General features: G+C 40.7%; 12 protein-coding genes and 1 pseudogene. 1 reads left to right on the forward strand and 12 read right to left on the reverse strand.

Going from position 1 to position 14241, the window contains the following annotated elements:
* The 4 genes from UNSWCS_RS07130 to UNSWCS_RS07145 form a co-directional block, all read right to left on the reverse strand.
* Positions 1 to 1149 (reverse strand): cache domain-containing protein (locus UNSWCS_RS07130; RefSeq protein ID WP_035143689.1); only part of this gene is annotated, 1149 nt, incomplete at its 3' end.
* Between the two features lie 128 nt (positions 1150 to 1277).
* On the reverse strand, positions 1278 to 2048 hold the full coding sequence (locus UNSWCS_RS07135) for a basic amino acid ABC transporter substrate-binding protein (RefSeq protein WP_021087999.1): 771 nt from the start codon (positions 2046 to 2048) through the stop codon (positions 1278 to 1280).
* A gap of 11 nt (positions 2049 to 2059) precedes the next feature.
* Entirely contained in the window at positions 2060 to 2788 is a 729-nt protein-coding gene (locus tag UNSWCS_RS07140; protein WP_021088018.1) for an amino acid ABC transporter ATP-binding protein, read from the reverse strand.
* Positions 2781 to 3449, reverse strand: coding sequence for an amino acid ABC transporter permease (locus UNSWCS_RS07145; RefSeq protein ID WP_414531021.1), 669 nt, complete (start codon positions 3447 to 3449; stop codon positions 2781 to 2783). Before UNSWCS_RS07145 ends, UNSWCS_RS07140 begins: the two co-directional genes overlap by 8 nt.
* Positions 3450 to 3640: 191 nt before the next feature.
* Between UNSWCS_RS07145 and putP the strand changes: the two genes are divergently transcribed.
* The gene (gene putP, locus UNSWCS_RS07150) at positions 3641 to 5128 is read left to right on the forward strand and encodes a sodium/proline symporter PutP (RefSeq protein ID WP_021088011.1); all 1488 of its coding nucleotides are present in this window, start codon (positions 3641 to 3643) and stop codon (positions 5126 to 5128) included.
* A gap of 48 nt (positions 5129 to 5176) precedes the next feature.
* Here the strand turns inward: putP and UNSWCS_RS11850 are convergent.
* The 8 genes and pseudogenes from UNSWCS_RS11850 to pyrH form a co-directional block, all read right to left on the reverse strand.
* Positions 5177 to 5419: pseudogene (locus UNSWCS_RS11850) on the reverse strand (tRNA (adenosine(37)-N6)-threonylcarbamoyltransferase complex transferase subunit TsaD); the annotation flags it as partial.
* A gap of 21 nt (positions 5420 to 5440) precedes the next feature.
* Complete coding sequence (mnmC, locus tag UNSWCS_RS07155; protein ID WP_021088020.1) at positions 5441 to 7309, reverse strand: bifunctional tRNA (5-methylaminomethyl-2-thiouridine)(34)-methyltransferase MnmD/FAD-dependent 5-carboxymethylaminomethyl-2-thiouridine(34) oxidoreductase MnmC; 1869 nt, start codon at positions 7307 to 7309, stop codon at positions 5441 to 5443.
* A complete protein-coding gene (locus UNSWCS_RS07160) occupies positions 7306 to 8766 on the reverse strand; it encodes an N-acetylmuramoyl-L-alanine amidase family protein (protein WP_021088022.1) in 1461 nt (486 codons plus the stop codon). The genes mnmC and UNSWCS_RS07160 overlap by 4 nt, the downstream gene beginning before the upstream one ends.
* Entirely contained in the window at positions 8763 to 9854 is a 1092-nt protein-coding gene (locus UNSWCS_RS07165; RefSeq protein ID WP_021088023.1) for a nitronate monooxygenase, read from the reverse strand. The genes UNSWCS_RS07160 and UNSWCS_RS07165 overlap by 4 nt, the downstream gene beginning before the upstream one ends.
* The gene (tyrS, locus tag UNSWCS_RS07170; RefSeq protein WP_021087963.1) at positions 9855 to 11063 is read right to left on the reverse strand and encodes a tyrosine--tRNA ligase; all 1209 of its coding nucleotides are present in this window, start codon (positions 11061 to 11063) and stop codon (positions 9855 to 9857) included.
* A 9-nt stretch (positions 11064 to 11072) separates the two neighbouring features.
* Complete coding sequence (locus UNSWCS_RS07175; RefSeq protein ID WP_021087980.1) at positions 11073 to 13262, reverse strand: RelA/SpoT family protein; 2190 nt, start codon at positions 13260 to 13262, stop codon at positions 11073 to 11075.
* Positions 13249 to 13464, reverse strand: coding sequence for a DNA-directed RNA polymerase subunit omega (locus UNSWCS_RS07180; RefSeq protein WP_004317259.1), 216 nt, complete (start codon positions 13462 to 13464; stop codon positions 13249 to 13251). The genes UNSWCS_RS07175 and UNSWCS_RS07180 overlap by 14 nt, the downstream gene beginning before the upstream one ends.
* A gap of 18 nt (positions 13465 to 13482) precedes the next feature.
* Positions 13483 to 14199 carry a UMP kinase gene (gene pyrH, locus UNSWCS_RS07185; protein WP_009294284.1) on the reverse strand — a complete coding sequence of 239 codons (717 nt, stop codon included), beginning with the start codon at positions 14197 to 14199 and terminating at the stop codon, positions 13483 to 13485.
* Between the last annotated feature and the right edge of the window lie 42 nt (positions 14200 to 14241).

Consider the following 14241-nt stretch of genomic DNA (forward strand, 5'->3'; position numbering starts at 1 on the left):
AGCTTTTAAATTTCCTTTTTCTATCTCTTTAGCTGTTGATACTGATTGATTAACAGCAGTAGCATCTTGATTAGCAGTGTCTTGGATCTTTTTGATGTTTTCGTTGATGAGCTGTGCCATAACACCGAATTCATCTTTAGAATTTATATATATAGGATCTGCTTTATTTGTTTTATAGTTAAGCAGATCAAAGAAAGATAGCAGGCCTGTTTTTAGTTTGAGGATGATTTTTAGGAGGTAAGAAGATAGGTAAAGTGAGAGTAATAATCCTAAAATAAGCACTACCACAAGCACTCCGACAGATGCATATGCAAGTGAGTTTAGATCCTCTAAAAGCTCGTCTTTATCAAGCTCACCGATAAGATACCAGCCCATATTTTTGATATATTTTGAGCCAATCAATAAATTTCTGCCATCTTTTTCTAGTGAGACATAGCCACCATTTTCACTTAGAAGTTTTTTGAGATTTGCATCGCCGACTAAATCTTTTAGGTTGCCGCTTACATCTTTACCGATCTTGATGTCGCCTTTTTCATCGACAAGTAGAAATTTACCGCCACGACCTATCTTTTGTGACTGGACAAAATTTACTATCTCGCTTAAATTTACGCCAGTCGCTGCGATACCATAAAATTTATCATCTTTTTGAACTTTGTAGTTTATATACATCATTATCTTGCCGCTGCCGTCTTCAGCCTTGTTTATGTCGATTAGGCTTAGGCTGCTGCCATCTTTTAAGGCGTAGTACCATTTGTCATTTTCTGGATTAATGACCTTTAAAATTTTATCTTCGACGTAGTAGTTTAGGGTTCTATCTGATCCAAACATTATTGTATCTAGCTTTAAATTTTTAGTAAGAGTTTGAAAATAGTCAAACAAGACCTTTCTGCCGTGCTCGTCCTCGCCATTTTTAACCCAGTCTATTAAAAAGCTATTTTGAGTTATTTGATAAGAAGCGTCGATTATCTTATCGATGTAAGATTCTATTTTATAGCCAACTTCATTGACAGCAAGTGGAAATTCTTTACTTTCGACCCTGTCGGTATATAAATTTTTAGCCATGTTATAGGTCACAAGACCAACCACACTAACACAAACTAAGATCATGACACTTAGCACAAGTGCCGTTCTCATCCTGAGTGATTTCATCGCGTTCTCCTTAAATTAAATTGACAATTTTATTACAATATATTTAAATAATATTTAATTTTATAAATTAGAAATTTGTGAGATTTTTTGCAAGAAGCATCTTGCCTCTTGCAAATTTATATTAGGATTTATTTTTTAAGGTCGTATTTAGCGAGCATTTTGTCAAATTCGCCAGATTTTTGTAGCTCTTCGATCGCAGCATCTATCTTTTTGATAAGATCAGTATGTTTGCCCTTATCAAATGCCATCGCAAAGCCCTCTGTGCCGTCAGGAAGTCTCAAAAACTCCTCTAAGTCTGGATTTTGTTTTAAAAACTCAACACCTATTGGGCTATCAGTAAGCACAACATCGATCTTGCCAGCACTTAGTGACATTATAGCTGCTGCTACGTTTTCAGCTGGGATTGACTGAGTTGTGATCTTTTTAGCTGCCTCCTCTTGAAGTGTGCCAACTTGAGCTGAAATTTTCTTATCTTTAAGGTTATCTTTATTTACATCTGAGCCTTTTTTGCGGATAAATAAATTCTCTGAAAAATAATATGGCTTAGTAAAATCAACAGACTTTCTTCTCTCATCAGTCGCACTCATGCCGCTTATCGCGATATCGATCTTACCTGTTTTTAAAGCAGGTATTAGCCCATCAAAACTCATATTTGCAACGTCAAATTTGATCCCAGTTTTTTTAGTGATCTCATTTAGAAGATCGATCTCAAAACCAACGATTTGATTTTTATCATCAAGATACTCAAATGGAGGATAATCAGCACTTGAACCTACCTTATAAACTACCTCTTTGCTAGCTTCTGGCGCATTTGCAGCGGTTTTTTTGCCACTATCATCACCACAACCTATAAAAAACAGGGCTAACCCTAACGCTAGAACTTTTAATAAATTTTTCATTTTACTCCTTATTAGTGATTTAAAATTTTACCTAAAAACTCTCGCAGACGCTCGTGCTGCGGATTTGTAAAGACATTTTTTGGCGTATCATCAACTGCTATCTTGCCTTTGTCCATAAAGAAAATTCTATTTGCCACGTTTCTTGCAAAGCCCATCTCGTGAGTCACCACAAGCATCGTTATGCCCTTTGCTGCGACATCTTTCATGATATCAAGCACCTCGCCGATCATCTCAGGATCTAGCGCGCTTGTTGGCTCGTCAAATAGTATCACCTCTGGCTCCATAGCTAGGCTTCTAGCGATGGCGATACGCTGCTTTTGACCGCCTGAGAGCTTATGCGGATAGGCAAATTTCTTATCGCTTAGCCCAACGCTCTTTAGCAGTTCATCTGCCCTCCTCTCAGCACTCTCTTTGTCTAAGATCCCAGCTTTTATCGGAGCTAGGGTTAAATTTTGCAAGACGTTTTTGTTTGCAAAAAGGTTAAAGTGCTGAAACACCATGCTCACTTTTTGGCGAATTTTATTTATATCTGATTTTTTATCCAAGATATCTTCGCCGTTTATCTTGATATGCCCGCTATCTGGCTCTTCAAGGCGGTTTATGCAACGCAAAAATGTACTTTTTCCGCCACCACTTGGACCAATTATCGCTATGACTTCGCCTTTTTTGATATCAACGCTAATGTCGTTTAAAACAAGTAGATCGCCATAGCTTTTATTTAAATTTTTAATCTCAATCATGGCGATTTAGTCTCCTCTCAAGTAGTTTCACCAAGAAGGTGAAAAATTTAACGCTCACGTAGTAAACGATGCCTGTAAAAATGACTGGCTCTGGGCTGTAAAACACTGCCTGAAGGCTCTTACTTTGCATCGTGATATCAACAACACTTATGTAGCCAACGACTGAAGTTTCTTTAAAAAGCGAGATAAATTCGTTTGCAAGCGCTGGCAAGATGTTTTTTGTAGCCTGTGGAAAAACCACCTCACGCATAGAAACGTAGTAGTTTAGGCCCATCGCACGAGCTGCCTCCATCTGGCCTTTATCAACGCTATTTATGCCGCTTCTTACGATCTCAGCTACGTATGCTGAGCTATTTAGTCCAAGTGCGATCACAGCGACGTAGAAGTTGTCACTCCAAGTGGCGAAAATGACCACTGAAAATATAAGAAGTTGAAGTATTACAGGCGTTCCACGCAAGATGTCGATGTATTCGTCTATTATAAAATTTATAACTTTGATGTTTAAAAATTTAATAAACGCCAAGATAAATCCAAGCGTAATACCTATGGCGACACCACCGATAGTAAGCCCCAGCGTCACTCCGTAGCTCTTGATATAGGCTAGCTGCTGAGCATCGCTAAGTTCCCTTGGGTAGAAAAAATATGCGCCCAATGAGACGATTGTTATAAAAAACAGAAATTTAGCTAAATTTTGAGCCTTCAACTTCGTCCTTTTCTTTAAAATGTAACCTTAAATGATACGAAAAAAAATATATCATTTTGCTTAAAAATTTTTAAGGAACAAGCCCGCTCATTGAAATTTAAATATTTTTGTAATAACATAACCGTTTTATTTTATTTGAAAGGAATTTTATGAGCTTTGGGTCTTATTTAGCCATCGCCATCTATTTTGGCTTTTTGCTCTTTATCGGACGATATTTCTACGATAAAAACGCAAGTATGAACCAATATCTGCTGGATAACCGTCAAATGGGTCCAGTCGTCACCGCACTTAGTGCTGGCGCCTCTGATATGAGTGGTTGGATGTTACTTGGCGTGCCCGGGGCCTTATACGCAACTGGCGTTGCAAATGTCTGGATGATAGCTGGTCTTATCGTGGGAGCGTACTGCAACTACTTATTTCTAGCAAAAAGGCTTAGGGTCTATACTGAGGTTGCGAGCGACAGCATCACGATACCTGATTTTTTAGAAAACCGCTTTAAAGATAGGACTAAAATTTTAAGGATCGTATCTGGCCTTATCATTTTGATATTTTTTACCCTTTACGTAAGTAGCGGTATCATCGCTGGTGGCAAGACTTTTGAGAGCTTTTTTGGCATAGGCTTTAAATATGGCGCGATATTTACGCTTTGTATCGTGGTCTTTTATACGTTTTTTGGTGGATTTAAGGCTGTTAGCATAACTGACGCATTTCAGGGGCTTTTGATGTTTTGTGTCCTAGTCTCGATCCCAGTCGTGGCATATCTAAATTTAGACTTGCCAAGCGATACAAATTTGATAAAAGAGATAAGCAGGCTTGATGCAAATCACCTAAATCCATTTAGAGACCAGACTTTCTGGGGCATTTTGGGCCTTCTAGCTTGGGGGTTTGGCTACTTTGGGCAACCACATATCATCGTTAGATTTATGGCGATACGTGACTCAAAAGAGCTTGCAAAGGCAAGAAGGATCGGCATTGGCTGGATGACGATCGGCCTACTTGGTGCTATTATGAGCGGACTTATCGGCTTTGTCTATTTTAGCCAAAGAGGCGGACTAAGCGATCCTGAGACCGTGTTTTTAAAGCTTGGTGAGCTACTTTTCCCGCCATTTTTTATAGGTATCATCATCTCAGCCGTGCTTTCAGCGATCATGAGTACCATCTCTAGCCAGCTTTTAGTCACTTCAAGCTCGGTCACAAAGGACTTCATCTTTGCCTTTTATAAAAAAGAGGTGAGTCAAAGCACGCAAACAGCGATCAGCCGCTATGCGGTCGTGGTCGTAGCGATAATTGCCACAGTGCTTGCCTTTATCTCTACAGATAACGTTCTAAACGTAGTTGGCAACGCTTGGGCTGGATTTGGCGCGAGCTTTGGACCAGTGCTACTTTTTAGCCTTTACTGGAAGCGTATGAGCGCACTTGGAGCGCTTGCTGGCATGATAGCTGGCGGTGCGACCGTAATATTTTGGATAACATCAGGACTAAATGCCTATGTTTATGAAATTTTACCAGGCATTTTAACCTCAAGCCTAGCCATCATCATGGTCAGTATCTGGGGCGACGCGATAAATAAAATGACTAGCGAGCCACACGAGCAAGTGATAAAAGATGAATTTGAAAAGATGAAGACAAGGCTTTAAATTTAAGCAAGGTGGCTAGCTTTAGCCACCATCAAATTTACTCTAATTTTAAATTTCAATTTTCTTAAAGCTAACCCTTGGATTTATAGTTAGCTTATCATGCGAGATAAACTCTTTTTTTAAGTATTTCTCACGTCCAGCTCTTGCTATCATCAGCGCGTTATCAGAGCAAAACGCAAGCGATGCTAGTAAAAGCTCGCACCCATTTTTTTGGCAAAGCGCTTCAAGCCTTTTGCGTAAATTTAAATTTGCACTTGCTCCGCCAACTATGCCAAAACGCTTGAAATTTCTATGAGATCAAGCTTGTTAAATTTATACCTTTAGTCCTTTTTTCAGTTTTCTTATCAAAAATCTAGCAGGATGAAGCTCAAAAAATAGCGATCTTTCTATGCAAAGTGGGCGAGCAAGCACAAGATCGGTTATCAAATTTGCTCCAAGTATCGCCGTGCCAAGGCCACGCGAGCCATGAGCGAAATTTACAAAGATATTTTTTTCGTAGCTTGCTTTTGGGTTATTATCTTTATTTTTACTCCAAAATAGCCCTTTGTAGTTTTGCTTGTAAAACTCCTCGTCATGCAGGGCGCCGATTATCGGAAATCTATCTCCGCTATAACTTCTATATCCCACACGTGAGCCGATAATGGTGGCTTTTGTGGCGTCAAAAAACTCACTCACATCGCTTAAATTTTTAGCGTTATCCTCATCTTTAGGCGTGTCGCAAATTTCATTTCTAGCGTAGGTTGCGCCGATGACTTGCACCCCTTTTACTGCTGGGCAGATGTAGCCTTTTGCACTTAGTGGTAGAGTGTTTTTTAGCACTGGCTTTAGGTGCGTAACTTGACCTCTGACACTACTTATTTGCATGTCGTAAGCTTTAAATATCTCGCTACTTTTGCTACCTGTGCAAAAGACCAAGATATCAGCCTCCAAGCTTTTTTTATTTTTAAATTTAACGCTTATCTTGCCATTTTGCAGGTGCGTCCTGCTCTCGTACTCGTGGTTAAATAAAATTTCAAAGTTACTTGATAGAAATTTACAAATTTCTCTTGGTCTAGCATAAGCCGCCTCTTTTATAAATATCCCAGGATATGGCTTTAAACTCTCATCAAATTTAAAAACATCCTCCGCGCTTTGATCCTGCCACGAGGCGTATCGCTTGACAAGCTCATCATCAAACGCATAGTCGATGCAGCCATTAAATTTGATGAGACTTTTTGGCAAATTTGCCTTGTAAAATCTCACTGCTTGCAAAAACACATTTATGTGCATGCGGCCTAAATTTACCCAAGGCTTCGTAACTAGTGGCATCAAGGCGCCGCAGTGATTACCTGAGCCATTTGTCGCGACCTCGCTCTTTGCCTCGGCGATCACCACTTTAAAGCCATTTTTGGCTAGCTCGCTAGCTGTGGCAAGCCCAGCCACTCCTGCTCCTATAATAAGCGCTGTTTTGCCTTTTACGCTGGCGACTGGCTCACACCTCACAAACCAAGCGTCCTTTAAATTTTCATCCTTTTTCTCTAGCACGGCGCTGCTCATCTGGCGTTTTCTAGCGTAGCCCTCTTTTAGGCTCAGCAAAAAGCCAGCATTTTTTAGCCCATCTTTTACCATTTTTGCGCACGAGTAAGTTCTAACTATGGTGCCAACCCTGCTTAGCTTTGCGATCTCTTTGAAGACGTCCTCGCTCCAGATCGAGCCATTTTTGCTTGGGGCAAAGCCGTCTAAAAACCAGATATCAGCGCTAAAATCAAGCTCAGGCAAAATTTGATCTGCCTCGCCGTAGCAAAGATCAATGGTGATATTTGGGGCGAAATTTATGCGGTGTATGCCAGAAATTAGCGGCGGATAGAGCGAAACTAGCTTTTTAGCATAGGCTTTAAAAATGCCTAAATTTTCATAAATTTTTAAAAGATGTTCTTTTTTGATAGGGCTTTTTTCGATGCTAACGAAGTGAAGTTTTTTAAAGCTATTTTTAAATTTCTTACAAAGTGTGAAGAAATTTAGCCCAGCACCAAAGCCAGTCTCAGCGACTATAAAGCTATCTTTGCTCTGCCAAATTTCATCAAGTGCGCTCGCAAAGACAAATTCACTCTCAAGCCAGGGCTTGTCGGTGTTAAAGTAGATATCGCCAAACTCTTCGTTAAATGGAATTTGCCCTTTAAAGCTCAAATTTGCATTTTTCATCTATTTTTTGCGAAATATCCATCTATGCCGTTTGCGATGCCGTTTGCAAGGGCTTTTTGATAGGCCTCGTCAAAGAGTTTTTCGCCTTCTACTGGATGCGTGATGTAGCCGATCTCGACAAGAACTGCCGGCATAAGAGCGCCCACGAGTACCCAAAATGGCGCCTCTCTCACGCTACCGTCGCTGGCTGCATAGACCTTTCTAGCGCTTGCTAAAATGTCCTTTTGGATGTCGATACCAAGCTTGTTTGAAGCGATGATCTTCTCGCGGTTTAGCACGTTTAGAAACGTTTGCTGAGAAAAATAGTTCATCTCTTCAATGTCTGATTTGTTTTCAAGTGCGGCTGCGTTTTTGCTGCGTTCGCTTCTTGCAGGCGATAAGAAAAATGTCTCGATACCGTGCATACTCTTTGCTTTAGCGGCGTTTGGAGCGGCGTTTGCGTGGATTGAGACAAAGAGGTCAGCCATCTTGTCGTTTGCAAATTTTGTTCTTGATCTTAAATTTATAAAAACATCAGTTGATCTAGTGAAATAGACCTTGTAGCCACGAGATTTTAGTATCTCGCCAAGCTTTTTGGCTACACCTAAAACGGCTGTTTTTTCTTTTAAACTGCCATTTACCGCACCAGGATCCGTGCCGCCATGCCCTGGGTCGATGACGATCGTTTTGTTGCGTGAAAATTTACCCGCAGCAACTGGAGGCAAAGGCTCTTCTACTGGCTCACTTTGTGCTGGCTCACTCTGCGCTGGCTCAGACTTTAAATTTGGCTCTACTGCGCTTTGTGCTGGCTTTTCATTTTTATTTTTAAGCTTATGAAGCGGTGCTCTTACATTTTCATTTGAGATGAAATTTTGAGCGCTGATTATTAGCAAATCCCCAGTCGCATTTGCCTTTATCGTCTTTTGCACCTTGTCAGAAAAGATGATCCTGACGGTGTTTTTGTCATACTGAGAGATGTGGATGTAGTCTGAGATGAAATTTTTATAAGTTAGTGGGTTGCCATTTAGCCTGCCATCAATGTCCATGATATTTTTGTAGACATTTTGCTGTTTGGCAAACGATGTTTTTAGCCTTGCGGTATCTAGCTTTGTATTAAATTTAAGCACCAAGGTGTCATTTACCTTTGTGGCACTTAGTAGCGTTAAAGCTGGCGAAACCGCTGGCGCGCTGGCACCTTTTACGCCGTTTATCGCATTTAGGTCTCTTATATATGCGCTTGAGTCAAAGCCAAGCGCCTTTGAGCTTGTTATTAGCCTAGTAAGTGCCTGCTTTTTCGTGTTTTTGTCGTTTTTGATGATCGCATCGACATAGATATTTTTTATATCGTTGTGAAGCTTTATCTTAGCGCTTCTATTTAGAGCCATAAGATTTCTATCAAATTTGGCAAAAGTCTCCGAATTTGTCGCCGCAAAAAGAAAACTAAATGCTAGAAAAAGAGATATTAAAACCCGTTTCATTCACCATGTACCAGCTTATGCATTAGCTCTTTTACGCTTATTAGCTCTTTTAGTTTATAGCCATTTGCTCCCGTGAAAAATAGCCCGCTCTCTTTTTTGCCGCTATATGCGTCAAATAGCCTATCCGCGATGCAGTATCCCACCTGCTTTGCCTCTTTGCCTCTTTGGCAAGGGCTCACGCAGTTGCTTATACACTGGATCTTTGGACCCATTCTTTTATCGACTAAATTTATCAAATTTGTTCTTATCCCACGAGCTGGATAGCCAACTGGGCTCTTTATAAGCTCGATGTCTTTCTCTTCAGCTGCTAGCAAGACCTCTTTAAAGCCGATATCTGCGTCACACTCGTGAGTGCCGATGAAGCGTGTGCCCATCTGAACGCCATTTGCTCCAAGCGATGTCGCCTTTTCGATGTCGTTTTTATCCCAAATTCCACCAGCTGCGATAAGCGGGAAGTCGCCCCACTCTTTGATCTCGGCTTTTACCTGCGGGATGAGATTATATAGCGAAAACTCAGGATCAAGGCACTGCTCGTATGTAAAGCCCTGATGTCCGCCACTTAGAGGTCCTTCAAGCACGACAGCATCTGGCAAGCGCTCATATCTTTGAAGCCAGCGCTTACAGATGATCTTTAGTGCTTTTGCACTTGAGACGATCGGCACAAGTGCTATCTCTTTAAAATTTTGTGTAAATTCAGGTAAATTTGTAGGCAAGCCTGCACCTGAGACTATGATATTTATGCCAGCCTCGCAAGCGTCTTTTACAACCCTTGCGTAGTCGTTTGCAGCATACATGATATTTACGCCAAGTGGCAAGTCGCCACAAATTTTACGTGCATTTTCTATGACTGCTCGAAGACCTCTTGTGGAGTAGAAATTTTCGCTTCCAAAAGGCTTTGCATTTAGCTCTTTATCTATAAATTTGCGGTTTTCATAGTAGCCTGTGCCAACTGAGCTAATTATGCCAAGACCGCCTTCTAAGCTCACATTGCCAGCTAGTTTGTCCCAGCTGATGCCAAGCCCCATACCGCCTTGAAATATCGGGTATTTTATCTCGTATTTACCTATTTTTAATGGCTTTAACTCCATTTATTCAACCTTTATCTTCGCAAATTTACGCTTACCAACCTGCAAGATATACTCGCCTGCTCCTAATTTTAACTGCTCATCACTAATTTTTTCTTGATTGACGCTAACTGCATTTGCTTTTATATCTCGCCTTGCTTGAGAGTTTGACTCACTTAGCCCACACTGTGACAAGGCTTCAACTATCCAAATCGGCGCTTTTAAGCTAAATTCTTTCATATCAGTTGGGAGCTGATTTTGAGAGTGAACGCTGTTAAATTCAGCCATAGCAGCCTTAGCAGCCTCCTCGCCGTGATACCTCGCTGTTATCTCATAAGCAAGATCCTCTTTCGCCTTTTTTGGATGATATTTGCCATTATTTACGTCATTCATCAGCTCTTCTATCTCGCCAAGTGTTTTTGTGCTTAGTAGCTCGTACCAGCGCCACATAAGCTCGTCACTTATGCTAAGCGTTTTTGCAAACATATCATTTGCATTTTCAGTTACGCCTATGTAGTTGCCAAGGCTCTTACTCATCTTATTTACACCATCAAGCCCCTCAAGAAGTGGCATCATGATGACAGCTTGCTCTTTGCCGATATTATATGTTCGCTGTAAGGTTCTGCCCATTAGAAGGTTAAATTTTTGATCTGTGCCGCCCATCTCGATGTCGCACTTCATAGCAACACTATCATAGCCTTGAAGAAGCGGATACATAAACTCAGAGATTGATATAGGATTGCCCGCTTTTATCCTCTTTTCAAAGTCATCTCGCTCTAGCATCCTAGCTACTGAAAATGTGCTAGTTAGCTCGATCATCCCAGCAGCGCCAAGCTCATTTGACCATTTTGAGTTAAACATTATCACCGTTTTTTTTGGATCTAAAATTTTAAAAACTTGCTCTTCGTAAGTTTTGGCATTTTTTAAAACGGTCTCTTGATCTAGCTTTTTTCTAGTGGCTGACTTGCCTGTTGGATCGCCTATTTGAGCGGTAAAATCGCCTATCAAAAACTGGACTATCGCGCCATGTTTTTGAAGCAAAGCCATCTTGTTTAAAACGACTGTGTGACCTAGGTGAAGGTCTGGAGCTGTTGGATCAAAGCCTGCTTTTACGTAGAAATTTTCGCCTTTTTCATAATAATTTTTAACCAAATTTTCAACTCTCTCAGCATCGATCATCTCGGCAACGCCGCGGTTTATCTCTTGTAAAATATCGTCTATATCTTGAACCATTTTTCTCTCCTAATTATGATATGGGTCGCTTTGCGAAACAAAATCAATAATCTTATATCTATCTTTGATCTTCTCTTTGATCTCGTTTGCATCGATATTTTCTGCTATTTCGACGCTTATTTCAAACGTATCTCCGCTAAGATCATTTGCTTCGTTTAGCGAGATTGTAGCTAAATTTATATCAAGTCTAGCAAGATATGTTAAAAATTCAGCCAACGCACCTTTTCTGTTTTCTAAATTTAATAAAATTTTATACCTATGCGGGGCATTTCTCGTCCATTTGACAAAGATGATCTCATCGCCTTTATCCATTAGCTTGCCAGCACGCTCGCAAAGCTTGTGATGCACCGTCACGGTGTGACCATTTTTAAAGCCCACTATGCTATCGCCCCTTTTTGGATTACAACAATAATCAAACTCGACATTTGAAATTTTGTGATTTGAGTAGATCACTATGTTTTCAAATTTTTGCTTTTTGATCTGGTATTTGTCGCCCAAAGAGATCATAAAAGGACGCTCTTTTCTAATGTATTTTTTAAGCATATTTGCCACTTCTTGCAGATACTCACTATCAGTTGCTGCACGAAAGACCTTTTTGCCTAAATTTTCGCTCTCTACCCACTCTAAAATTCTATCTTTTGAGACGTTAAATACTGATTTTAAGATATCTATCGCCATTTTGTAGTTTATATCTCTTATCTTTTGCTTACAAAATGACCTTATCGTCGCCTTTGCCTTGCCCGTTCGCACGCTATTTATCCACGAACAGCGAAATTTAGCCTCTTCGCCAGTTACTATCCTAACGATGTCGCCATTTTTTAGCTCTGTTAGAAGTGGCATCCTAACACGGTTTATATAAGCTTCTTTTGCGTAAAGTCCGATCTCTGAGTGAATCTCATAAGCATAATCAAGCGCCGTAGCACCACGTGGCAATGTAAAGACCTCGCCCTTTGGAGAATAAACTGCTATATCTTCGATATAAAGGCTATCTTTTGCATATTCATATAGCTCTTCGACATTGCTCTCGTTCTCGCTATTTTGCATGCTGATGTCATTTAGCCAGTCAAGCTTTGGATTTAAGAGGCTGCCCTCGCCGTTTTTATATTTCCAGTGAGCGGCAACGCCGTATTCAGCGGTTTTATGCATATCATAAGTGCGAACTTGCGCCTCAAATATGCTTTTGTTGTCAAAAATGGTTGTGTGTATCGTTTGATAGCCATTTTGCTTTGGAAGCGCGATATAGTCTTTAAATCTTGAGATGAGAGGGTTAAAATTTATATGCAAATTTCCAAGTGCAAGGTAGCAATCAAGCGGCTTTTGCACGATGATCCTAATGGCAAGCAAGTCAAGCACTTCTTCGATAGAAATGCCCTTTCTTTGCATCTTTAGATAGATCGAGTAGTAGTGTTTTATGCGTTTTTGTATCTCAAAAGTGCCCTCGATAAAGCCATTTTCAAGCAAAATTTGACTTACCTTTTCGTGAAAAGCATTTAGCTTTAGGCTAAGCTGCTGCTTGTTTTTGTTTAGGTAGCTATCGATCTTTGCGTATTCTTCTGGCATCGCATACTTAAAGCTTAGATCTTCGAGCATGTTTTTGATCGATGAAATTCCCAGTCTATGAGCGATCGGAGCATAGACCATAAGCGTCTCTTCGGCTATGCGTTTTTGCTTTTCAGGCCTTAGCGCTTCAAGAGTTAGCATGTTGTGAAGTCTGTCGCAAAGCTTTACGACAAGGACTCTGACGTCTTCTATAGAGATTAAGAGCATCTTTCTAAAAGTTAGTGCCGAGCTTGCTAGTTTTTCGTTGCTATCTGAGCTTGCGAGCTTGTTTTCTCTAATGGCAACTATCTTTGTAAGCCCTTCAACCAGCTTTGCCACCTCATCGCCAAATCCAGCCTGAAGCTCACCTAACGTTACGTCGGTATCTTCGACTACGTCATGAAGAAGTGCAGCTATAACCATGCTCTCATCGCCGCCCATATTTGCTACGATAGAGGCTACTAAGATTGGGTGGATGGCGTATGGTTCGCCACTTTTGCGGTATTGTCCAGCGTGAGATGTGACGCAGCTATCTACGGCTTTGTCTAAAATTTCACTTCTCTCACAAAGAGAAAAGAGCAGTTTTATCGCTTCTGAAACGTTTTTGCAAGCTAAAATTTGCTCGATTAACTGCTCTAAAAAAAGACTATTTTCCTTCAACTATTGCCTCTAAGCCTATTTTGCCCTCAGCCACTTCAAGTAGTGCGATGTCGGCAAATTTCATCTTTGAAGTATCAGCATCAACTAAAGCTATGGCGCCATTTGCTAGCGCTTCTGCACGCTTTGCAACGATAAGTGAAAGCTTATATCTGTCATCTCCTACTTGTTTTAGCGCTCTTGCTGTGATTTGTTCTGTTCTCATTTTTATCCTTTTTGAAATTTATTTTACAACTGAGTATAGGGCTGCTTCTTCTTCATTTATTATTTTTAATAAATTTCCAGCCTTAAACATATTACAAACTAAGATCGGCAGTGCGTTATCTTTTGCTAAAGCTATGGCAGTATCGTCCATAACCTTGATATCATCGCTCATCGCCTTTTCGTAGTTTAGTGATTTTAGAAGTTTTGCATCTTTGAATTTTTTAGGATCTTTGTCATAAACGCCATCAACTTTTGTTGCTTTTATGATCATATCTGAGCCGATCTCGATAGCTCTTAGCGTAGCTGCTGTATCTGTTGTGAAGAATGGATTGCCAGTGCCTGCAGCAAAGATGACAACTCTGCCCTTTTCTAAATGGCGCTGCGCACGTCCCACGATGAAAGTCTCGCAGATCGCTTCCATCTTGATCGCGCTTTGCACTCTTACTTCAAGCCCGCTTCGCTCTAAAGCTTCACGCATCGCGATCGAGTTGATGACAGTTGCTAGCATGCCCATGTGATCGCCACTTGTTCGTTTGATGATACCATCTTTTGCAGCGCTCACACCGCGCACTATGTTACCGCCGCCTATTACGATGCCAACTTCGATATCATTTTCGATGAGCTCTTTTATCTCGCTTGCTATAAATTTAAGCACAGCTGTGTCTATACCAAAACCATTTTCTCCAGCCAAGGCCTCGCCTGAAAATTTGACCAATACGCGTTTTCTCTTACTCATTGTCATGCTCCTTGAAATTCACGCATTTTAGCCAAAAAGGCT

This window comes from Campylobacter concisus UNSWCS, assembly GCF_000466685.1.
GTDB lineage: Bacteria > Campylobacterota > Campylobacteria > Campylobacterales > Campylobacteraceae > Campylobacter_A > Campylobacter_A concisus_A.